This is a genomic window from Cryobacterium luteum (assembly GCF_900110125.1).
Lineage (GTDB): Bacteria > Actinomycetota > Actinomycetes > Actinomycetales > Microbacteriaceae > Cryobacterium > Cryobacterium luteum.
Genome location: NZ_FOCN01000008.1, coordinates 100853 through 122294 on the forward strand (window position 1 = coordinate 100853; position 21442 = coordinate 122294).

25 protein-coding genes are annotated in these 21442 nt (G+C 66.7%); all 25 read right to left on the bottom strand.

What is annotated here, in order from left to right:
- Positions 1 to 6 precede the first annotated feature (6 nt).
- A complete protein-coding gene (locus BMW72_RS10065) occupies positions 7 to 987 on the bottom strand; it encodes a hypothetical protein (protein WP_134360874.1) in 981 nt (326 codons plus the stop codon).
- Positions 962 to 3013, bottom strand: coding sequence for a flagellar biosynthesis protein FlhA (locus tag BMW72_RS10070; protein WP_092110131.1), 2052 nt, complete (start codon positions 3011 to 3013; stop codon positions 962 to 964). Before BMW72_RS10070 ends, BMW72_RS10065 begins: the two co-directional genes overlap by 26 nt.
- Positions 3010 to 4140, bottom strand: a complete 1131-nt coding sequence (locus tag BMW72_RS10075; protein ID WP_092110134.1) for an EscU/YscU/HrcU family type III secretion system export apparatus switch protein — start codon at positions 4138 to 4140, stop codon at positions 3010 to 3012. Before BMW72_RS10075 ends, BMW72_RS10070 begins: the two co-directional genes overlap by 4 nt.
- Positions 4141 to 4899 (bottom strand): flagellar biosynthetic protein FliR, encoded by a 759-nt coding sequence (locus tag BMW72_RS10080; RefSeq protein ID WP_092110135.1) that lies wholly within the window; start codon positions 4897 to 4899, stop codon positions 4141 to 4143.
- A gap of 1 nt (position 4900) precedes the next feature.
- Positions 4901 to 5176, bottom strand: coding sequence for a flagellar biosynthesis protein FliQ (gene fliQ, locus BMW72_RS10085; protein WP_092110137.1), 276 nt, complete (start codon positions 5174 to 5176; stop codon positions 4901 to 4903).
- Entirely contained in the window at positions 5173 to 6051 is an 879-nt protein-coding gene (fliP, locus tag BMW72_RS10090) for a flagellar type III secretion system pore protein FliP (RefSeq protein WP_241984045.1), read from the bottom strand. Before fliP ends, fliQ begins: the two co-directional genes overlap by 4 nt.
- Positions 6048 to 6503, bottom strand: a complete 456-nt coding sequence (gene fliO, locus BMW72_RS10095) for a flagellar biosynthetic protein FliO (RefSeq protein ID WP_092110139.1) — start codon at positions 6501 to 6503, stop codon at positions 6048 to 6050. The genes fliP and fliO overlap by 4 nt, the downstream gene beginning before the upstream one ends.
- Positions 6504 to 7211, bottom strand: coding sequence for a flagellar motor switch protein FliN (gene fliN / locus BMW72_RS10100; protein ID WP_092110141.1), 708 nt, complete (start codon positions 7209 to 7211; stop codon positions 6504 to 6506). It abuts the gene before it with no gap.
- Positions 7208 to 8119 (bottom strand): flagellar motor switch protein FliM, encoded by a 912-nt coding sequence (locus tag BMW72_RS10105; RefSeq protein ID WP_241984044.1) that lies wholly within the window; start codon positions 8117 to 8119, stop codon positions 7208 to 7210. The genes fliN and BMW72_RS10105 overlap by 4 nt, the downstream gene beginning before the upstream one ends.
- Positions 8120 to 8180: 61 nt before the next feature.
- The gene (locus BMW72_RS10110; protein ID WP_174721722.1) at positions 8181 to 9038 is read right to left on the bottom strand and encodes an OmpA/MotB family protein; all 858 of its coding nucleotides are present in this window, start codon (positions 9036 to 9038) and stop codon (positions 8181 to 8183) included.
- Positions 9035 to 9895 carry a motility protein A gene (locus BMW72_RS10115; RefSeq protein ID WP_092110143.1) on the bottom strand — a complete coding sequence of 287 codons (861 nt, stop codon included), beginning with the start codon at positions 9893 to 9895 and terminating at the stop codon, positions 9035 to 9037. The genes BMW72_RS10110 and BMW72_RS10115 overlap by 4 nt, the downstream gene beginning before the upstream one ends.
- Positions 9895 to 10128 carry a flagellar FlbD family protein gene (locus tag BMW72_RS10120; protein ID WP_092110145.1) on the bottom strand — a complete coding sequence of 78 codons (234 nt, stop codon included), beginning with the start codon at positions 10126 to 10128 and terminating at the stop codon, positions 9895 to 9897. The genes BMW72_RS10115 and BMW72_RS10120 overlap by 1 nt, the downstream gene beginning before the upstream one ends.
- Before the next feature lie 163 nt (positions 10129 to 10291).
- The gene (locus tag BMW72_RS10125) at positions 10292 to 11212 is read right to left on the bottom strand and encodes a hypothetical protein (protein WP_134450442.1); all 921 of its coding nucleotides are present in this window, start codon (positions 11210 to 11212) and stop codon (positions 10292 to 10294) included.
- A 118-nt stretch (positions 11213 to 11330) separates the two neighbouring features.
- Positions 11331 to 12548: a flagellar hook protein FlgE gene (locus BMW72_RS10130; protein ID WP_092110149.1), complete on the bottom strand. Its 1218-nt coding sequence runs from the start codon at positions 12546 to 12548 to the stop codon at positions 11331 to 11333.
- 61 nt (positions 12549 to 12609) lie between these two features.
- Positions 12610 to 13092 carry a flagellar hook assembly protein FlgD gene (locus BMW72_RS10135; RefSeq protein ID WP_092110151.1) on the bottom strand — a complete coding sequence of 161 codons (483 nt, stop codon included), beginning with the start codon at positions 13090 to 13092 and terminating at the stop codon, positions 12610 to 12612.
- A gap of 13 nt (positions 13093 to 13105) precedes the next feature.
- Positions 13106 to 14674, bottom strand: coding sequence for a flagellar hook-length control protein FliK (locus BMW72_RS10140; protein WP_092110154.1), 1569 nt, complete (start codon positions 14672 to 14674; stop codon positions 13106 to 13108).
- Complete coding sequence (locus BMW72_RS10145) at positions 14671 to 15330, bottom strand: C40 family peptidase (protein ID WP_092110156.1); 660 nt, start codon at positions 15328 to 15330, stop codon at positions 14671 to 14673. Before BMW72_RS10145 ends, BMW72_RS10140 begins: the two co-directional genes overlap by 4 nt.
- On the bottom strand, positions 15327 to 15782 hold the full coding sequence (locus BMW72_RS10150) for a flagellar FliJ family protein (RefSeq protein ID WP_092110158.1): 456 nt from the start codon (positions 15780 to 15782) through the stop codon (positions 15327 to 15329). The genes BMW72_RS10145 and BMW72_RS10150 overlap by 4 nt, the downstream gene beginning before the upstream one ends.
- Positions 15779 to 17116: a FliI/YscN family ATPase gene (locus tag BMW72_RS10155; protein ID WP_092110160.1), complete on the bottom strand. Its 1338-nt coding sequence runs from the start codon at positions 17114 to 17116 to the stop codon at positions 15779 to 15781. Before BMW72_RS10155 ends, BMW72_RS10150 begins: the two co-directional genes overlap by 4 nt.
- Positions 17113 to 17730: a FliH/SctL family protein gene (locus BMW72_RS10160; protein WP_166787803.1), complete on the bottom strand. Its 618-nt coding sequence runs from the start codon at positions 17728 to 17730 to the stop codon at positions 17113 to 17115. The genes BMW72_RS10155 and BMW72_RS10160 overlap by 4 nt, the downstream gene beginning before the upstream one ends.
- Entirely contained in the window at positions 17720 to 18736 is a 1017-nt protein-coding gene (gene fliG / locus BMW72_RS10165) for a flagellar motor switch protein FliG (RefSeq protein ID WP_092110165.1), read from the bottom strand. Before fliG ends, BMW72_RS10160 begins: the two co-directional genes overlap by 11 nt.
- On the bottom strand, positions 18733 to 20349 hold the full coding sequence (gene fliF / locus BMW72_RS10170; protein WP_092110167.1) for a flagellar basal-body MS-ring/collar protein FliF: 1617 nt from the start codon (positions 20347 to 20349) through the stop codon (positions 18733 to 18735). Before fliF ends, fliG begins: the two co-directional genes overlap by 4 nt.
- A complete protein-coding gene (fliE, locus tag BMW72_RS10175; RefSeq protein ID WP_092110169.1) occupies positions 20349 to 20654 on the bottom strand; it encodes a flagellar hook-basal body complex protein FliE in 306 nt (101 codons plus the stop codon). Before fliE ends, fliF begins: the two co-directional genes overlap by 1 nt.
- Complete coding sequence (locus tag BMW72_RS10180; protein ID WP_092110171.1) at positions 20654 to 21043, bottom strand: flagellar basal body rod protein FlgC; 390 nt, start codon at positions 21041 to 21043, stop codon at positions 20654 to 20656. The genes fliE and BMW72_RS10180 overlap by 1 nt, the downstream gene beginning before the upstream one ends.
- Complete coding sequence (locus BMW72_RS10185) at positions 21040 to 21381, bottom strand: flagellar basal body rod protein FlgB (protein ID WP_092110173.1); 342 nt, start codon at positions 21379 to 21381, stop codon at positions 21040 to 21042. The genes BMW72_RS10180 and BMW72_RS10185 overlap by 4 nt, the downstream gene beginning before the upstream one ends.
- Between the last annotated feature and the right edge of the window lie 61 nt (positions 21382 to 21442).

The window sequence follows — 21442 nt, forward strand, 5'->3', positions numbered from 1 at the left end:
TCCAGCCTACCGTTCACGGTCGGCGGGCCGGGAATGCGGCGGCGCGGCCCGGCGGCCGGTCGGCGCCGCCGCCACCCGCCCGTCCATCCACTCCACCGGCAGCCCGAGGGCGTCGACCGTGGCCGGGGAGGTCGTGAATTGGCGACCGAGGGCGGCGACCGCGTGCACCTGAACGGCGGTGACGACCATATTCACCCAGCGGATGGTGTCCTCACTTTTACGACTCGCGTCGACGACCACCCAAACCTGGTCGGCGCCGATCGCGGTGAGTGTCGCGGTACGGGCGATGGCGTCTGAGGCGGGTTCCAGCCCGTAGGCGATAAAGGTGCTGTGGCCGCTGGCCACACCGTTGGCCCTGGCCAGCACGGCGCCGCGCCGGTCGTCGACTCGATCGATGCTGCCCTCGAGCAGGGTGCCCGAGACGCGGAGCTCCCCCGCGCCGGCAACCCGCAGCATGAGGCGGGCGATGGTGAGCGGGTCGTCTTCGAGCCCAACGATCAGCACGAGATCGCCCGGCCGGGTAAGCGGAACGGGAACGGGCGGTCGGGCGAGCATGGGTGCGGCAGCCGGTGCCGGCGGCTCGGCCGGCGCTGTGGGATCGACCGCCGCGTTCGGAACGACAACTCGTGAGGTGGCGAAGGTGAGTTCGTCCATGAGCCTGGCGAATCCGTCAGAAGCCGTCGACAGCTGCGGGGAGGTCTGCGCCGGGTACAGCCGGGATTCGGCCTCGTCGGCGTCGTCGAGCAGGGCAGCGATACCGAGCCGGGCCGAGATGTCGAGTCCGGCGTGCGCCGACTTCGTACGCTCTGCCGGTTCCGGCACTTCGACCGTGATCTCGTAGTGCTGGCGCGCGAAGAAGCCGCGGATGCCGCCGACGGTGATCCGCTCCGCCGCGACGATGGTGGCGTTGGAACCGTGTTCGGCGATTACTCGTTCCTGCAACTCCCGCAGGGTAGGACCCTCAAGCAGAAATCGTTTCGGCTCCACGGACCACACCCACCGTCTCAATGGTCACATTCGCCGACGTTACTTCCTGGTATGACAATACCGGCAGGCCACCGGTCTGGGTGGAGATGAGGCGGCGGATAGCCGGACGCAGGGCCGGAGCACACACGAGAACGGCGGTCTGGCCGCTCGCCTCCACGTTCGCGACCGAGCTGCGCACCGAAGCGAGCACCGTTTCGAGTCGCGCGGGATCCATGAGAATCTGGGTGCCCTGATCGGAGGGCCGCAGTCCCTCGAGCATGGCTTGTTCCAGGGTCGGATCGATCATGATCACACGCAGCAGTGTGCCGTCGAGATACTGCGCGGTCAGAGCGGGGCCGAGCGCCTGACGGGCGGCCTCGACCAGTCCTTCGGCCTCGTTCGACGCCTTCGCGCGGAGCGACAGTGCCTCGTAGATGCGCGGCAGGTCGTTGATCGGTATCTGCTCGACGAGCAGCCCCTGCAACACCCGCTGCACCTCGGCGAGGGAGAGCAGGCCCGGAATGAGATCGTCGACGGCCGAGGGATTGACCTGTTTAACCCCGTCCGTGAGCACCCGCACGTCTTCGCGGGTGAGCAACCGGGCCGCATTGGTGGTGATGATCGACGACAGATGGGTGACCACGACCGACACCCGGTCGATCACGGTGGCGCCGGTCATCTCGGCGCTGTGGCGCATCTCACTCGGCACCCATTTGCCGGCGAGTCCGAACACGGGCTCGATCGTGACCTGCCCCGGCAGGGTGTCAAGGGCGTCACCGAGGGCGAGCACCTTGCCGGCTGGTGCCAGCCCGCGCCCATATTCGACGCCGGCGATGCGAATGACGTAGGTCGACGACGGCAGGTCGACGCTGTCGCGGGTGCGCACCGGCGGTACCACGACTCCCAGATCCATGGCGATCTTGCGGCGCAGGCCGCGCACCCGGGCGAGCAGGTCGTCGGAGGCACCGGAGACGAGGTCGACGAGGTCGGGCGAGAGCATAATCTCCAGCGCGTGCACCCTCATCTGCTCGATCAGGTCCTCGGTCGTGTCCGTCTTGGGAGCGCTCTTCTCCGACGCCGTTGTGGCCTCGATGCTCGCCTGCTTGGTGGCCTCACCGGCCTTGATCCGTTGGGCGATCAGCATGAGTGCCGTCCCCACGATGAGGAACGGCAGCACCGGCATGCCCGGGATGAGTGCCATCAGAACGGCTGCGGCGCCAGCAATGGTCAGGGCGTTGCGCGACTGGGTGAGCTGAGCGGATGCCGTCGACCCGATGTCGGTCTCCGCGTTCGAGCGGGTGACGATCATGCCGGTGGACACGGCCATGAGCAGAGCCGGAATCTGCGTGACGAGACCGTCGCCGATGGTGAGCAGGGCGTAGGTGTTGACCGCCTCGCCGATCTCCAGACCGCGCTGCAGCATGCCAATGGCGATGCCGCCGATGATGTTGATGATGATGATGATGAGGCCGGCGATCGCGTCACCCTTGACGAACTTCGAGGCACCGTCCATGGCGCCGTAGAAGTCGGCTTCGGCCGACACCTCGGCGCGACGGTCCTTGGCCTGGGCGTCGGTGATCAGGCCGGCGTTGAGGTCGGCGTCGATGGCCATCTGCTTGCCCGGCATGGCGTCGAGGGTGAATCGGGCGCCGACCTCGGCCACACGCTCGGCACCCTTGGTGACGACGACGAACTGGATCACGACAAGAATGAGAAAGATGACCGCGCCGATGATGATCGAGCCGCCGACGGCGACGTGTCCGAAGGCCTCGATCACCTGGCCGGCGTAGCCTTCGCCGAGGACCAGGCGGGTGGATGCCACGTTGAGGCCGAGCCGGAACAGGGTAGCGACGAGCAGCAGCGAGGGAAAAACCGAGAAGTCGAGCGGCTTCTTCACGAACATCGTCGTGAGCAGGGTGACCAGGCCGAGCATGATGTTGAGAATGATCAGGATGTCGAGCAGGCCGGCGGGGATCGGCACGACCAGCAGCAGGATGATGCCGACCACGCCGACCGGAACGGCGAGTTTGATGAGATTGCGATTCACGAACGGCCTCCGGCGGTCTGCGGTGATGACGATGATGATGCGGCGGTGAGTGCGCTCATGGTGTGCGTTCCCGCCGTGCTGCCCCGCTTGTGCAGTGCCATGACGAAGGCCAGCACGCGGGCGACCGCGTTGTACAGTTCGGTCGGGATCTCGTCGCCGATCTCGCACGCCGCGTGCAGGGCCCGCGCGAGGGGAACGTCCTGCACGATGGGCACGTGATCGGTATCGGCCTGCACTCGAATGCGGGCGGCCACGTGGCCGACGCCCTTGGCGACCACGCGCGGTGCTGATTTGCCTGGCTCGTATTTGAGGGCCACTGCCACGTGGGTCGGGTTGACCAGAACGACGTTCGCGTCGGAGACCGAGGCGATCATGCGGTTGCGGCTCATCATCAGCTGGCGGGATCGGCGCTGCGATTTGATCAGCGGGTCACCCTCCGAGGCCTTGTTCTCGTCCTTGACCTCTTTCTTTGTCATCATGGTTTTCTTGCGGTTGCGTTTCATGATGACGAAGATGTCGGCGGCGGCGAGTACGAGCCCGGCCGCAACGGCCGCCTGCAGCAGCGCGCCCGTTCCCCCGGCAGCGGCGGCGAGCAACTCCGACACCGGCAGCCCCCCGGCGGTGAGCAGCACCGGCATCAGTCCCTGAATGACCAGGTACAGCACGAGCCCCACGGCGGCCGTTTTGGCGAGCACCTTCACGCCCTCCCAGAGCGCCTGGGTGCCGAACACCCGTTTCATGCCGGTGACGAGGTTGAATTGTTCGTATTTGCCGGTGAATTTCTTGAAGTGGATGCCGCCCTGCAGTGCTGCTCCGCCCAGAACGACGATGAGTACCACGACGAAGAAGGGCGTGAGGATATCGGCCAGCGAGGCCAGCCCGTTGCCGAGGGCTTCCACCGCTACGGTCGGGTCAGGGTTGCTGGCGAGGGTGCCGATAAGGTACATCTGATCGGTTCCGGCTGCCCCGCCGGCCGCGATGGTGGCCGGCAGCATGAGGCCGGCGGCGCCCACGCCGAGCCAGGCGGTGACATCCTGCGATTTGGACAGCTCGCCCTTTTCGCGCACCCGCTTCATGCGCTTCTGGGTGGCTTGTTCGGTCTTTTCGCCGGAGTCAGCGTCGGACATCTACTTCACCCCCATGAGGGCGTCCAGGGCCTGGCCGGTGAGGGACGACACGATACGGGGCAGGGCCACGAACACCGTCGCGGCCAGGCTCAGTGTGATGAGGATCTTCAGCGGAAAACCGAGTGCGAACGCGTTCAAGGCGGGGGCGACCCGCGTGAGCAGGCCGAGGCCGGCATCCGCTAGAAAAAGTACGACAAGCAGCGGGCCGGCGATCTGCACGGCGGCGAGGAACATCTGAGTGGTACCGGAGATGATCGCCTGCGCGGGGGCGGCCAGGTCGATGCCGGAGCCGAGCGGGATGGCGCTGTAGCTGCGGAACAGGCCGCCGAGCACGAGTTGGTACGCGCCGGAGGCGAACATGAGCGCGAGGGCGGTCATCTGGAACAGGCGGGTGAACTGGGCACCGTTGACCATCGACTGCGGGTCGAAGCCCTGCGCCATCTGGAATCCGCTGAACATGTCGATGAGGCCACCGGCCGACTGCACGGCGGCGAAAACCAGAAAAACCAAGAAGCCCAGGGTGGCGCCGACCAGAATTTCCAGGATGAGGGCCCCGACGAAACCGGCGGTGTTCTGGGAGACGTAGTCGGCGGTGACCCGCGGCGAGACGGCGAGAGCCAGGCCGATGGCGAGCATGGCTTTGATGCGTGCGGGAAAGGCCCGGTACGAGAACGGCGGTGCGATGATCAGAAAGGCGACCATGCGCACACCGGCGAGCATGACGGCTTCGATCCAGGCGAAGTTGAGGTTGAACTCCACGTCAGCCTCCTCCGAGCAGCGCGGGGATCTTTTCGAACATCTGGTTGGTGAACGCGACCGATTCGGCGATCATCCAGTGGCCGCAGATGAGCAGGGCCAGGGAGACGGCGACGGCCTTGGGCACGAACGACAGGGTGACTTCCTGAATCTGCGTGATCGACTGCATCAACGAAATGGCGAACCCCACCACGAGCGCGGTGATGAGTACCGGCGCCGACAGCTTGGCGGCGAGAATGAGCGCCTGCAGGCCGATGTCGAGTACCGCATTGGTGTTCATGTATTCAGCTGATAACTGCCGATGAGGCTCGTGATGATGAGCCCCCAACCGTCGACGAGCACGAACAGCAGAATTTTGAACGGTAGCGAGATCATGACGGGCGGCAGCATCATCATGCCCATCGACATCAACGCTGCGGAGACGACGATGTCGATGACCAGGAAGGGGATGAAGATGACGAAACCGATGATGAACGCGGCGCGCAATTCCGAGATCATGAAGGCCGGGATGAGGGTGAGCAGGGTCACGTCAGCCGGGTTGTCGGGGTTGGGCTGGTCGGCGGCCCGGGTCATCAGGGCCAGGTCTTCGCCGCGGGTGTTGGCGAGCATGAATTGCCGCAACGGCTCCGAACCCAGATCGAGCGCGTCGGTGAAATTGAGCGAACCGTCGAGGTAGGGCTGCAGGGCCACGGTGTTGATGTCGGTCAGCACGGGCGCCATGATGAACAGCGACAGAAAAAGGGCGAGGCCGGCGAGTACCTGGTTGGGCGGGATCGACGGCAGCGCGAGCGCGTTGCGGGTCATGGCGAGCACGACGAAAATCTTCGTGAAGCTCGTCATCATGAGCAGCAGCGCCGGTGCGACCGACAGCAGGGTGATGCCCAGAAGGGTGACGATCGCCGAGGAAGGAGCACCGTCGGGGCCGTTGATGTCAACGCTCAGACCGCCACCGCCGGTGTCGGACGGGTCGGTTGGATCGGTCGGCAGGGTCGGGTCGGTGGGACTGTCCGGCATGGCCGGGTCGACCGGCAGGGCGTGCACGACGCTCACGCTGAGCCAGAGCAGCGCCGCGGTGATGACGACAATCGCCAGAATCAGGAGGCCGAGGCGGGCAGAGGTCTGTCGGCGCACTGCACGGCTGGCCGCGGTGTTCACTGTTTGGGCCGAAGCAGGGCGGCCGCCTGGCGCCAGGTCGAGGGCGACAGAATCGACCCGGCCAGTGCGGCCGACGCAACTGGTGGTTGAACGGGAGCCGCATCATCCGCTGTAGCCGTGGCGAGGGATCGGGCGAACGCTATCGCCGGGGTCGAGGCCGGCCCTCCCAGCAGCGAGATGGCGTCGTCGAGGGTCGACGTGGTCGCGGGCGATTTCTCGTGCAGCACCGTCACCGCCTGCTCGGTCACGCCGAGAACGAGACGCGTTCCCTCGACCTCAATGACGACGACGGATGCCTTCTGCCCGATGGGCTGGCGACCCACGACGGTCACGGGGTTGGCGACATTTTTGCCGAGCGCCCCACGCGACAGGCGTCGCTGCAGGTACCAGAGCAGTGCGAGCACCACGCCCAGCGACAGAACGACGCGCGCCGCGACAATAAGGGTGTCCACTTACGACAGCCCCTCCGCAACATCGAGAATCTGCGTGATACGCACGGCGTAGTCCTGGTCGACGACGACGATCTCGCCGTGGGCGATGAGCCGGCCGTTGAGCAGAATGTCGGCTGGAGCGCCGGCGGACCGGTCCAGTTCGATGACCGCGCCCGGCTTGAGCGAGAGCACGTCCCGCACCGACATGCGGGTGCGGCCGATCTCCACCGTCAACGACATTTCCACGTTGCTGATACGGCCGAGGTTTCCCATGACGGTGCGGTCTGAGGCCGAACTCGGCCCGCCCACGGTGCCGTTCTGGCGCACGCGTATCGCGAACCATCCGGTGACGACTCCACCCGCGCTGAGTTCGAATACCGCGGTGTCGTCGGCGGCGAACAGCGCCGAGGCGTCTTCCATTCGGGAATCTCCGAGTACACCGATGCCCAGCACCCCGGATGCGCTTTCCAAGGCCGGACGCAGCACGTCCTGGCTGGAGACGAGGGACGGATTCGCGCCGGCTGCGGCGTCGAGCGATGCCGAGTCGCTGAGCACCACGGCAAGGTCGGCCGACGTCGTTCCCACGAAGGAGGCGACCACGGCCGAACGTACCCGAGAGGACAGTTCGACGCTTCCGGCATGAGCCAGAGCCTGCAACGGCACGGTCGTCGGCAGCACCCGAATAAGCGCTTCAACGGCGACTTCGGGGATGGAACGGGTAGAAATCATTGAGCAGTCTCCTCGGTATCAATGACGATGCAGGCCAGACGGGAACCATTCGCACCCACTGCCGCGCGGGCCAGGGCCTGGCCGTCCACGGTCAGGTCGAGCGGACGATGCTGGGGATGCGGAATGTGCAGGACGTCACCGACGGCGAGCGACAGAATGCGACTCGGCAACACGTGCGCGGTCTCGAGGCGCAACGATACGTCCACCGGGACGGCGGCGATCTGCGCCTGCAGAAACTGGGCGGCGTTCGAGGTCGTGCTCGTCGGATTCGCTTCGCCCAGCTGCGGCATCAATGCCGCCGCCGGAATGGCAACCGTGGCCGTAGCCGTCACCTTTTCCACCCGGATGGCGAAGGTGGCGACGACCATGAGATCGCCGGTCGCTGCCGCCTGCGCAAACTGCGAGTTGTACTGGATGGCCTCAACGCCCATCTCATTGACGATGAGTGGTCCGAATGAATAGCGGAGGTCTTCCAGGCTCTCGGCGATGAGTTTGCGAATGAGGGCTAGTTCTATCTGGGTAAAATTGCGTTCCAGGAGCACGGGCAGGCTGCTGTTACCGCCGAGCATGTGGTTGACCCAGGTGAGCGCCGACGTGGTGGGAAACTGAATGACGGCGCGGGCTTCGATTCCGGCGACCGTGCACAGGACCATCGCGGTTTTCGGCGGCAGCGACCCGGCGTACTCGTCATAGGTGGCCATGAGCACCTGCTCGCAGGTCACCATGCAGAGCACACGCACGCGCGCGGTCAGCTGGGTGCCCCACTGGCGGGCAAAAGTCTCAAAGGCGAGCTCGAGTACCCTGGCATGTTCGCGCGCCAGGGTCGTCGGGCGCCGAAAGTCGTACACCTCAACGGTTTTCGCCAATTTGGCGGGCGCACCGATATCTGCCTGAACGAGGACTGTCACGTTGGCACTATCGGTCGCGGCACCGAAAAGGTTAGAAACCGCAGGTGACGGATGCTCACGGTCAATTACCTAAAACAGCCTCCGGAATGAGAGCACGCACGCTATCGGGCTGATTGGAGAGCAGAACGATGTCCACGCGGCGGTTCTGCGCCATGTCTTCGGGCGCGGAGCCGGTCGTTGCCGGCTGGGCTGACCCGAAGGCCACGGCCGAGATCACCTCGCCCGCGACACCGCCCTGCTCGACCAGGCGCCGCAACACCTGGGTGGCTCGGCTGGCCGACAATTCCCAGTCGGTGGCGAACGTCGCCGACTGCCCGTGTTTGTCAGCGTGCCCCTCAACCGAGATCTTCTGGCCGGTCGCCACGAGGGCCGGGGCGGCCGCGTCGAGCACCGCTGCTGCGGCGGCGGTCAAATCGGAACTGTCCGGCGCGAAGAAGGTCTCGCTCCCGATCAGCCCCAGGGTGAGCCCGCGATCGGTAATTTGAAACTCCACCAGGTCGGAGACTCCGGCGGTGGCGAGGTTGCCGGTGATCTGGGCTTGCAACTGATCGAGCTTCGCCACTTCGGCGACGGCGGTCGCCGCATTCGCCACGGCTTCCGCCGTTGCATCGGCGGGATCGATCGCATCGGCTGAATGCGTGACTTCGGTGGGTGATTCCCCCTCGTTGTCGACGAGGTCGGCGGGAACGACGACGCCTTCGGCCGTATCGACCATGCCGGCGTCGACCGCGCCGAAGCCGGTGGCGAGGGAGTTAGCGAGTTGCTCGTATTTGTCCTGGTCGACGGTCGACATGGCGAACAGCACGATGAACATGCACATCAGCACGGTGACCATGTCCATGTACGACGCCATCCATCGCTCGTCGGGTCGAGTATCCTCCTCTTCGACCATTTTGCGGCGTTTTGCCCGCACACTCATGCGGCTTTGGGAAGGTCCTTGGCCTTGCCCTTTCCTTTGCCCTTGGCCTTGGTGGCGCCACCGGCGGCATCCTCTGCCCCGTCTTTGCCCTTGGCGCCGATTTTGGGCAGCAGCTCGGCCGGAACCATGGCGCGCAGTCGTTCGCCGAGCAGTCGCGGTTGGCTGCCGGCCTGCACGGCGAGGGCGCCTTCCATGACGAGGGTCATGCGGTCGACTTCAAGGTCGGCCAGTCGGCGCAGGCGCGAACCGAGCGGCAGCCAGATGAAGTTGGCCGACAGCAGCCCCCAGAGGGTCGCGACGAACGCGGTGGCGATCATGGGGCCGAGGGTGGCCGGCGTGGAGAGGTTTTCGAGCACGTGGGTCAGGGCGACGACGGTTCCCACGATGCCGATCGTCGGCGCGTACCCGCCGAGGCCGGTGAAGAACTTGGCCGCGTTGCGGTTGGTGCGCGCTTTCGTGGCGATCTCGTCTTCGAGCAGCATGCGCAGTTCATCACCGTCGGTGCCGTCGGCAATATTCTGCAGGGCGCCGCGCAGGAACGGATCCGTGACGTTGTCGGCTTCCTGATCGAGCGCGAGCAGGCCGGAACCACGAGCGGTTTCGGCCAGGCCGACCACCTGGTCGATGACGGCCTGCGGCGGGGTGGTCTTGCCGAGGAACGCTCCGGGCAACGCCTGGAAGGCGGAGGTGAAATCTTTCATGGTGCCACCGGCCAGACCGACAGCGAGGGTGGCGCCGAAGACAAGAACCATGGGCGCCGGCAGCAAAATAGCGGTGACCGACGAGCCTTCAAGGGTGATCATGGCCAGGAGCGCCCCGAAGGCGAGCACCAGGCCGATCAGAGTTGCGGGATCCACTAGAGCTTCCTGGGGCCTCGCGGCAGGTCGCCGGCGCTCGGGTCGTAGGCGAGGGCGATCACGTGTGCACGGTAGCTCGCGATCTTCTCGATCACGTCTTCCATGGACTCAGTGACGATGAAATTGGCGCCGTCGACCATGACCAGGGTGGTGTCGGGATTGGCGTGGATGCGTTCGATCAGGTCGGGATTGATCGCAAAGTGACTCTCGTTCAGCCGCGTCAGTACAATCATGGGCTCATCCCTGGGTCAGAACACCGCAAGCGTGGTGTCAATCGCTACTGTCGGCCGTTTGGGGACCGGCGTAAGGCATCCGCTTGGTGGACAATTCTGACGCGGGCCGGGCTCAGTCGACACGATTGTGGGGTGCGGGCGGCTCTGCACCCCACAATTTCGTCTACTGAACCCGGCGGGGGGCGCCCCGCCAGCCTCGGCGACGCAGATTGCGCGCGATTCGGGCTACCAGTTGGGACTCCTGGCGCAGGTCGTCGGCGTTGACGCGGGTGACGTGCAGCCCCTCCGACTCGACGTCGGCGGTGCGGGTGAGGTCGCGGCGCCACTGCCGCCGGTCGGTGCGGTGCTGGTCGCCCTCGTATTCGAGCAGCTCGCCGTACTGCTTGAACAGAAGGTCGGCACGGCACAGAAACCGGCCGGAGGCGGCGAAGATGTTCTCGTTGACGAGGGGGTGGGGCAGCCCGTTCGTCACCACGATCACCCGCAGCTCGGATTCGGGCGACGATTCTGCCCGGCCGTTGAGCAGCGAGAGTGCGTGGCGGAGCACGAGCTTGCCACGCCGGTTACCGTCGACCGCCCGGGCGAGCTCGGCATAGGTGGCCAGCGGTGACCTCCAGTTGATGAAGTAGTCCCCCACCGCGACCAGCTGCCGCAGGGTGAGGCTCTCCGCGAGGTCGCACCAGGTGCGCGCGGGGCTGGTGATGCTGAACCCGAGCCAGACGATGAGCTCGTTGTCACCGACCGCCAGGGCATGGCCGGCGACGCCGTTCACTCGCAGGGCACGTCCCGGCAGGGGCACGCTCACGTGCAGAATGTTCGTGGTGATGTTGGGCGGCAGCGGTGCGCCGAACAGCAGCGCGGCCGTGTGGTGACTGAAGAACGCGCTCACGGGCATCCGCTGCGCGAAGGCTCGGCACAGGTCTCGGGTAGTGACGCAAGCGGATGCCGGTGCGCGCACTCCCCAGAATGGTCGGGCCAGGTCGCTGGCACGCAGTCGACCGGGCGACAAGCCGTGCGCGGCGCCCTGAGAGACGGCAAAGGGGCCGGTCAGGAGGTGAGGTGGGAGCTGTCTGCGCGCGGTCATGCCACGAGGATGCCGCACTGTGCCCTCGGTGCTGGTGGTTATGCACAGGCCGGGCTTCAGTCGACACAAATGTGGGGTGCGGACGGCGCCACACCCCACATTTGTGTCTACTGAGCTGTTAGCGCTTCAGGTTGGTCAGCTCCTGCAAGACCTCGTCGGAGGTGGTGATGATACGGGCGTTGGCCTGGAAGCCACGCTGCGCGACGATGAGGTTGGTGAATTCCTGCGACAGGTCGACGTTCGACATTTCGAGGGCACCGCTCGTGAGGGAGCCGAGACCGGCTTCGCCGGGCGTGCCGAGCTCGGCTCCCCCGGAGTTGAAGGTGGCGCGATACGCGGAGGAACCGGCCTTCTCGAGCCCGCCGGGGTTGACGAAGGTGGCCAGGGCGATGCGGCCGATCGCCTGCTGCTCGCCGTTGCTGAACAGGCCGACCAGGGTGCCGTCGGCGCCGAGGGTGTAGCTGTTGAGCGTGCCAGCTTCGTTGCCGTCGGTGGCCTTGCCGGCAATGGTGGCGAGCCCGGAGAAGCCCTTGAGGTCGTTCAGGTTCATCTTGATTTTATCAACCTCAAACCCACTGATATCCCCGAAGTTTCCCGTCGGTCCGTTAGCGTCAGTCTCAGCGGTGAGCTGTACGGTAACTGGCACGGGTTCTCCTGCAACGGGCGTTTGGCCGACGGTCCATCCATCGATGCCACCGGTGCCGGTATCGCCCGTGCGGGTAAAGGTCAGCGAGATCGTGCGGGGGTTGCCGAGCTCGTCGTAGACGTCGACGGTGCGCACCAGCTTCTCGCCGACGGCAGTCTCCGACGGCAGGTTGCCGGAGAAGGTCGCGGCCGTCGATTTTTCCGCCGGAACGATGGCTCCGCCGGGCAGCGTGATGTTGCCGGTGGCTCCACCGTCGGCGACGACACCGTTGACGGCGCCCCAGCCCTGCACGATGGCGCCGTCTGGGGTGACCAGGCGTCCGGATGAGTCGAACTCGAAGGAGCCGGCCCGGGTGTACAGCGTTTCGCCGCCGAGGGCGGTGACGAAGAAGCCGTCGCCGTTGATCATGAGGTCGGTGGACTTGCCCGTGGCCTGCGAGGAGCCCTGGGCGAAGTTCGTGGAAATACCGGCAACCTGCACGCCGAGGCCCACCTGGGCCGGGTTGGTGCCACCGGCGGTGGGGGTGGCGCCCCCGGCGGCCTTGGTCAGCTGCGAGAGGGTGTCTTGAAACTGCGCGGCGGATGCCTTGAACGCGGTCGTGTTGACGTTGGCGATGTTGTTGCCGGTCACGTCGAGCATGGTCTGGTGCGAGCGAAGACCCGAGATACCGGAGTACAGAGAACGAAGCATGGGATGGAGCCTTTCAAGAAAGTAGAACGGAGTACGAGAGTGGGGGCGGGGCGGCCGCGGATCAGGCCGCGGTCGTCGCCTCCGCGGAGTCTTCGGCGTCTGCGGTGTCGTCGGTGGCTGCGGCGCGAGTCACGCCGGAGATGACATCGAGGGCGACGGCTTTGCCGTCGACGGTGACCATGGGAACCGCATCGGCGAACGACACCGACGAAGCGAGCCCGGTGATTTCGACGCCATCGGCGTTGGTGTAGGTGACCGTCTCCCCCACCAGCGCGGCCGCCGAGGTGCGCATCTGCAGGGAGAAGCCCTCTTCGCTCGCGGTGGCCATTTCGGTGAGTTTCTCCATCATGGCGAGCTGGGTGGTCTGGGCGATCATCTCGTTGGTGTCCATCGGCGAGCTGGGGTCCTGGTTCTGCAGCTGGGTCACCAGCAGAGACATGAACACCTCCGAGTCCATCGACTGGTTCGGGGTGCGCGTCGTGGTCGTAGACGTGTACATTCCGGTGGGAGCGGCGGCACTGGCCGCCAGGGCGTCGATTGTCACGGTTGTTCTCCTTCTAAGCCAGTACGTCGATGGTGTGGGTGGACCCGAATCGGGGTGGTTGGTTCTGCAGCGGAGTGTCAGGCGCCTGCCCGTCGGGACTGCGAGCGTTGGGATTGCGACCGTCAGCCTCGGAGCGGGGCTGACGGGTGGCACCCGGATCGCTGGCCTGGCTGTCGGAAGACAGGTTTAACTGCGCGCTCACGCCGGTGCCGGCGAGGTCGCGGCGCAGGTCGGGCAGAATCACCCGCAGGGCTTCGCGGGCCAGGTCGGTGGGAGCGAACAGCTCCACCCGAATACCCTCTCCCGTCACGTGTGCGCGCACGGTGACCGGCCCGAGGTTGTCGGGGTTCACACTGATGGTGAGCACGTGCTCGCCGGCCGCGGCACTGGCGAGCGAGAACAGCGGCTTCATGATCTGCATCGTGAGCGGCACGGCGGTGGTCGGTGCCGGCGCAGCGACCGGGGTTGCCGTCGCCAGCGTGGTCGCCAGCGTGGTCGGTAGCGTGGTCGGCAGTGCGACCGGCACGGCCGATGGCTCCCCGGCCGGCCCAGCGGATGCCGCGGCTGGTGTGGGTGCGCTGGCGTCGGTGCCGGTCAGCCGTATCGATTCGAGTGGCGCAGAACCAGCAGCTCCGCCAGTGCTCGCGGCGAGGGGCGCGTTGAGATTCGGCTGGTTGGCGGCCTGGGCGGCGCCGTTCTGGGCAGCACCGTTCGGGGCAGCACCGTTCTGGGCAGCACCGTTCGGGGCAGTACCGGGCAGGGTCGGCGCCGCGGTCGCGCTTGCCTGTGTCGCTGCGGTCGGGGTCGCCGGTGTGCCGACGGAAGCGGTCACCGAGGGAGTTTCGGCGGGAAGGGTGGAGAAATCCGTTCCGGTGACTACCGCGGCGGACTCTGACATCGCTGAGGCAGGGGTTCGGGCGAAAGCTGCAGTGGCCCGACCTGCCGCTCCCGGGGAAGCGGCTACGAGGTTGGAAAACGCTGTGGCGGACGAGACTGCGGTGCCGCTGGACGCGGCAGCCGTCGCTGCGCTGGGCGCGGTACCGGGCGCGGCCAGGGCGTTTCCTGGAATGGACGTGGCCGCCGCGGCACCGGTCGACGTGGGGATTGCTGCCGAGGACGCGGTGAGATGGGCTGCGGCATCCAGCGCCGCGCCGTCAAGCGCGCTGCCCTCAAGCCCGCCGCCGTCGAGCGTCGCCGGGCCGACCAGCCCAGCGTCAACGCTGGGCTCCGCCGTAGTGCCGGCGGCAGCAGCGGCTGCAGCAGAAGCAGCGCCGGTCGCCCAGGTCATCTCGGCCGAAAAAGATGCCGTCACGGAAGGCGTGGCATCCGCTGCAGTGGCGGCCCCACCGGCATTCAGTGTCGACGAGTCAGCAGGCGCAAATGCCGACTCGGTCGCCGTGCGGTCGGCCTTCTGCTGCCGCTCGGCGCTCGCGGCCGATGCGAGGGCGGCACGGTCGGCGAGCGTGTCGTGCATGATCGACCCGAACGCGTCGGCGCCCGGCGACGCCGGGTTCGACTCACGCAGGGGCGGCGATGCGGCCGGGGCCGCGCTGGGCCGAAACTGACCGAGGGTGAGCGTCATAGTGTGCCTCCCGTGACGGTTGAGTTCTGCTGGGCGAAAGCGGCGAATGCGGCGCTGAGCATGTCGGCGGAACCGGGTGCCGTTGCCGCGGTCGTGGGCGGAATGATGCGGCGGATGGTGGTGATGTCGGCATCCGTCATGTAGGCCTCCCGCAGGCAGACGGTGCGGCCGGGATACGGAGCGTGGATGACCTTGTTGTCGCCGGCGTAGATGAGAATGTGGTCGCCGCCGCCGGTGACGATGAGGTCGCCGGGCTGGGCTTCGGCGAGAGAGGCGACCTCGGTGCCCATCTTCATCTGGCCCGAGACGAGGCGCGGCAGTTCTATTCCAATGTCGGCATACACGGTTTGCACGAGTCCGGAGCAGTCCATGCCGCTGGAGTCTTCACCGCCGAACACGTAGGGAACGCCGAGGTATTTCTCGGCCGACGCGACGACGTCGGCGCCGGTCGTGCCGTTGCTCGCACCGGCCGCGCTGGGCGCGGTGGTACCGAGCGCCGCCGCGAGGGTGGCCGCAAAGCTGTCGGCCGAAGCGGATGCCGCCGCGGTCGTCGTTGCGGCGGCGGTCGTTGTGACCTTCTCGGTCGAGACGCTGGAGAGCTGCTGCAGCGTCGCCTGAATCTGGCTGATTCGGCCCATAGCCGCGATCATCGTCATGGCGTCTCCTGCTCTTCGGTCGGGGCGGTGCGGTTGCGGTTGCGGTGCCAGCGTGCGCCAGCGATCTCGTCGAGCACGGTCTGCTCGGCGTGCAGGTCGGATGCCAGCACGGCGGCGGCGTGCCGTTCGTGCAGTTTCTCCAGCGCTATCGACTCGGCTCGAGCCGCGTTGAACACCGATTGTGCCGAGTCGAGGGTCTCCTGGTGGTTGCGTCCCACGGCATCGAGTTCGGCGAGCATGCTTCGCGACGATGATCGGGCGGCGGCCATGGCGTTGAGTGCGGCGACGGTCTGGGGGCTGTTGCCGATGGAATTGAGGGCGGAGCGGGCCCGCCCGCGACGCGCCTCACTCGCGGCCACCCGGGCATTGGCCTCGGCGAGGTCGAGGGCAGCCTGATCCTGCTGCAGCCGACGCAGCCGCAGCAGCCCGGCGAGGGGAAAGAGGCGGCTCATGCGGCCACCCCGAACGCGCGGGTCAACCGGCCCAGCTGAGCCCAGGCCTGGTCGCTGGGAGTCTGGTCGTCCATCCGCTGCTGCAGAAAAGCTTTGATCGCGCCATCGTTGTCGACGGCGGCATCGACGAGCGGATTGGTGCCGGCACGGTAGGCGCCCACGTCGAGCAGGTCCTGGGCGCCCTGCCGGGCGGCCATCACCTTGCGCAGGGTGGTCGCGATCGCGGAGCGGTCGGGGCTGTTCACCCGGGAGGCGACACGCGAGATGCTGGCGAGCACGTCAACCGAGGGAAAGTGACCGGTGATCGCGAGCTTGCGATCGAGTACGACGTGCCCGTCGAGAATGGACCGCGCCGCATCGGCGATCGGTTCGTTGTGATCGTCACCGTCGACGAGCACGGTGTAGATACCGGTGATCGAACCGGTCTCGCCGGTGCCGGCGCGTTCGAGCAGCCGCGCCAGCACGGAGAAAGTCGACGGCGGGTAGCCACGGGTGGCCGGCGGTTCGCCGACCGACAGCCCGATCTCGCGCTGGGCCATGGCCACGCGGGTGAGCGAGTCCATCATGAGCATGACGTCGGCGCCCTGGTCGCGAAACGATTCGGCGATGCGCGTCGCGGTGAAGGCTGCGCGCAGCCGCATCATCGCGGGTTCGTCCGAGGTGGACACTACGACGATGGAGCGGGCGAGCCCTTCTGCCCCGAGATCGTCTTCGAGAAACTCGCGAACCTCACGTCCGCGCTCCCCCACCAGCGCGATGACCGACACCTGGGCATCCGTTCCGCGGGCGATCATCGACAGCAGCGACGACTTGCCAACGCCGGAACCGGCGAACAGGCCCAGGCGCTGGCCGCGACCGACCGTGGTGAGCGTGTCGAGAACCCGCACGCCGAGGTGCAACGGGGTGGTGATGCGCGCCCGGTGCATTGCCGAAGGGCTGTCGTGTTCGAGAGAGACGAAGGCGTCGGAGTGCAGCGGACCCTTGCCGTCGATCGGCCGGCCAAGCCCGTCGATCACCCGGCCGAACAGGCCACGGCCGGTGGGCACAAGCAGGGGGGAACCGGCCGATCGCACGCGGGCGCCGGCCTGCAAACCGGTGATGCGGCCCAGCGGCATGCACCGCACTCCCCCCTGCGTCGTGGCGACGACTTCAGCGTCGATGCCGGCTGTGCCCGGTTCGGCGCCGAGCGTGACGATGTCGCCGATGGCTGAGCGCAGGCCGCGCACCTCGACGCTCAGTCCGATGATTGACGTGACGATGCCGACGCGTTCGGGACGGCCGGCCTTCAATGCCTGAGTGAGTTGCTGCGCGCGCGGGCGCCACGGCGTGATCATGACCGCTCCTCGTTGAGGGCGGCCGTGGCCCGCGCGAAGGCGGTGCCGATGCGGGCGTCCAGAAAGCCGTCACTGAACTCGGTGATCGCATCGCCGCGTTTCAGCCGCGAATCGGCCTGAAAGCGGATGCTGCCGAGCGCGTGAGTCTGCTCGCCCAGAATTGCGAGATCATCCGGGTGCATGCGAATGGTGTGCACCTCGCTGCGGTCGAGCTGGTCGGGCTGGTGCAGCGCACGCTCGAGGGCGCGGCGCGCAGACGGCTCGGTGCGACTGAGTTCCACGCCGAGGATGGCCTCCGCGAGGTCGAGGGACATGTTCACGAGCGTGCTCTCGGCCTGCTGGATGAGCGGAATGCTGCGTTCGTCGAGGGCGCGGGCGGCAGCGGCGAGCAGCAGCACGGCATGGTCGATCTGCGCTTCGCCGTAGCGTTCGTTCTGGGCGTGCTCGGCGTTGATCTCGTCGGCGCGACGTTCGACATCCGCTGCGGCGAGACGCAGCCCCTCGGTGTAGCCGGCGGCGTGACCCTCTGCCCGGCTTTGTTCGGCGTCGCGGTCCTGTTCCTCGTCGCGCAGGCGCGGAAACGCCATGCGACCGAAACCGGTGTCAGTTGACATATTCGTCATCGGCATCGCGTTGCACGGTAATGCTGCCCTGTGCTTCCATGTCGCGGATCGCCCGCACGATTTTGGCACGGGCGTCTTCGACCTGGCGCATGCGCACCGGCCCGAGGCTCTTGGTCTCGTCGTCGAGCACGTCACGGTTGCGCTCGGAAAGGTTGGCGCGAATGACCTCGACGACGCCGTCGGAGGTTCCCTTCATGGCCATGGCCAGGGTGTTGGTGTCGATACCGCGCAGCACCTGCTGCACATCACGGCTCTCAAGCTTGACGATGTCGGCGAAGGTGAGCATGCGCGATCGAATCTCTTCGGCCAGGGCGGGGTCGCGCTCTTCGAGACTTTCCAGAAGCGCCCGCTCGGTGGCGGCATCCGCTCGGTTGATGATGTCGACGAGCGGCTGGATTCCGCCGACCACCTCGATGCTCTCCCGCGCGACAATTTTACCGGTGCGCAGTTTGAGCGTGTCGGTGACGACACGAATGGCTTCGGGGGTGGCGCTCGACATGGTGGCGATGCACTGGGCGACGTCGGTGCGCAGGCCCGGTTCCATACCCGCCAGCACAGCGGATGCCTGGTCGCGCCGCAGGTGCGCCAACACGAGGGCGATGGTCTGGGGCATTTCACCGTCGAGCAGGTTGAGCACGTCGCCGGGCTCCGACGGGTCCAGAAACTCGAACGCTTTGCCGGCCATCGACGTGGCGACGCGGTTCATGACGCCCGCCGCGCGCTCGGCACCGAAGGACGCCTCGAGCAGCCCCACGGCGAACTCGTGTCCGCCGCGCGACAGCCGGCGGCCCTTGAGGGTGATCTCGTGAAACTCGTTGAGGGTTGTCTCAGCCAGTGCCGGGTCGACGTTGCGCAGCTGGATGATCTCCCCGGCGATGACCTCGGCCTCGACATCGTTGAACTGCTTCATGACCTCGGTCGCGCGCTGGCGATCCATGTTCATGAGCACGACGGCCACCTTTTGGGTGCCGGTCAGTGAGGTTTGGGTCTCGGTCATGCGTGCTGCCGGTCATCCATGAATCCGCGCAGGAACTCGGCGGTGGCCCGCGGGTCGTTCTGGGCGAGCGAGTCGATCTCGGCGCGGCGAATGTCGGTGTCTGAGGGCACGAACTTGACGGTGGGAATGACCTTGGTCGGGGTGTTGTTCGGGTTGTCGAGAAACAGGGAGCCGGCCGACGCCGTCACGGCGAGCGGAACGGTGGCGTCCCCCAGGGCGTTCTGCATTTCGGTGAGGTCGCCGATTTCCACCGATTCCCGGCTCTGGCGGCGCGACCGGCGGGCGTAGAGAATCAGGCTGACGACGAGGGCGACCACGATTCCGGCGGTGATCACCGCCACCCGCAGAATCTCGGCGAACTGGTCGGCGGCCGCGGCATCCGTTGCGGTCTTGAGCGCGTCGGCGGCGGCGGTCGCCCCCGTGGTGTCGAAGGCCATGACCTCGACGGTGACCGCGTCGCCGCGGATGGCGTCGATGCCGGCAGCCGAGGCGACGAGCGAGGTGATGTCGGCCACGTTGAGGTTGGCGGCGGCATCGGCATCGACGGCCACGGAGACCGTCTGGCGGGTGATGGATCCGGCCGGGATGGTGCGGCTTTCGGTGACCTTGTTGACGGCGTTATTGCGGGTCGTCGATTCGCTCGAGAACGTGCCGTCGGTGGCGCCGTCGGCAACGGCGGCCGTATCGGAGCCGAGCACGCCGGCCGCGCTGCCGCCCGTTCCTGAGTAGGTCTCGGTGTCGACGGATTCGTTGAGGGCCAGGGTGTCGGTGGGCGCGGTGAACGTTTCTTCGACGCGTTCGGCCGATTCGTAGCTCATGTCCGCGGCAACCACGACGCTGGCGTTGCCGGCGCCGACGACCTGATCGAGCATGTCCTGCACGGCGGTACGCACGCGGGTCTCATAGTCGGAGGCCTGCTGGTCGGCTCCTCCGGTGGCGCCGACGCCGACAGCTGAGAGCACGGCGCCGGTCGAGTCGACCACGGCAACGTCGGCGGCGGTCATGCCGTCGATGGAGGCGCTGGTCAGATGCACAATCGCCTGCACCTGGTCGTTGGAGAGCGTGACGCCGTTCTGGGTTTCAACGAAAACGGATGCCGTCGGGTCGTTCTGCTCCGACACGAAGACGCTCTCTTCGGGAATGGCGAGCTGAACCGAGGCCAGCTTCACACCGTCGAGGGCTCCGATGGTCTTGGCGAGTTCACCCTCGAGCGCACGCTTGTAGGTGACCGACTGCTGAAACTCGCTCGAGGTGACGCCCATGGTGTCGAGCAGGGAGTAGCCCCCGGTGCTCGAGGTGGGCAGGCCGGTGGAAGCGGCTTTGATGCGCTCGTCGTAGACGTTGGCTTCGGGCACCAGAATGGTGGCACCGCCGTCGGCGAGTTCGTAGTCGACGCCGTCGGTGCGCAGCTGCTCGACGATGCTGTTGGCGTCTTCGCCGCTGAGGCCGGAGAACAGGGGGGTGTAGGAGGGCTTGGTGACCCACATGCTGAGCGCGGCGATGCCGAGCACGAGCACGGCGACGCCGATGATGGCGACCGTGCGCTGGGCGATGGTGAACTCGCGAATCGCGTTTCCGAGGCGTTTGAAGACGCTGGTGACTTGCCGGGGCATCAGGCTTGCATCCTCATGATCTCGTTGAACGCGTCGACGCCTTTGTTACGCACGGCGGCGACGAGTTCCATGGTCACCTGGGCGCGGGTGGCCGCGATGGTGGCGGTGTGAATGTCACCCAGGTCACCGGTGACGGCCTGGATTGCGAGGGTGTTGGAGGTGCCCTGCAGCTGCTGCAGGTTGTCGACGGCACCCGAGAGTGCGGTGCCGAAGCCCGAGCCGTCGGTGCGTTGTGTGGCGGTCGTGGCGGAACTGCCCATGACCCCCGAGAGTGCGGTGGTGGCGTTGATAGCGCTGAGTGGCATCAGCCACGTCCGATCTGTAGTGCTGCTTCATAGGCGGTCTTGGCCCGGTCGACGACGGCCGCGTTGGCCTGGTAGCCACGCTGGGCCATGATGAGGTGGCCCATCTGCTCGGCCATGTCGATATCGGGGTAACGCACGTAACCATCGGTGTCGGCGAGCGGATGCTCCGGCTCGTAGACGAGGGTTCCCCCAGCGCCGCCGAACGTGGCTGTGGCGCTCGCGCCGACGTTGCCGGGGCCTTCCTGCGCGAGAATGTAGCGTTCCTGGAAGGCAGCATCCGTTGTGGCGGTGACGGTGTTGGCGTTGGCGAGGTTGTCGGCGATGGCGTCGAGCCATTTGCGGTGCAGGGTCATGCCGCTGCCGGCGATGCCGATGGCGTCAACCATCAGGCGGTCTTCATCGCGGCGCGAATGGATGAGACCGGGCCCTCGACGGCCTTGGCGGCGAACTGATAGCGCAGCAGGGCGTCGATGTTGGCGAGGGTCTCGGTGTCGAGGTTGACGTTGTTGCCGTTGAGAAGGGTCGGGTCGAGTGAACGCTCAGTTGTGGCCGCCGAAACTCCGTTGCCGTCAGCCACCGATTTGGCCAGGGCGTTCTCGAAGGAGACAACCTTGGCATGGTAGTCGGGGGTGTTGATGTTGGCGATGTTGTTCGCGATGGTGCGCTGGCGCAGCGCGAGACCGTCCAGGGCGCTTGTGAGGGCCAGGGAGGTCACGGAATCCAGCATGATTACCCGCTTCGTCGACAAAAGACAAGACGGCCAATCCGTGGCCCGGTGGTGAGCAATC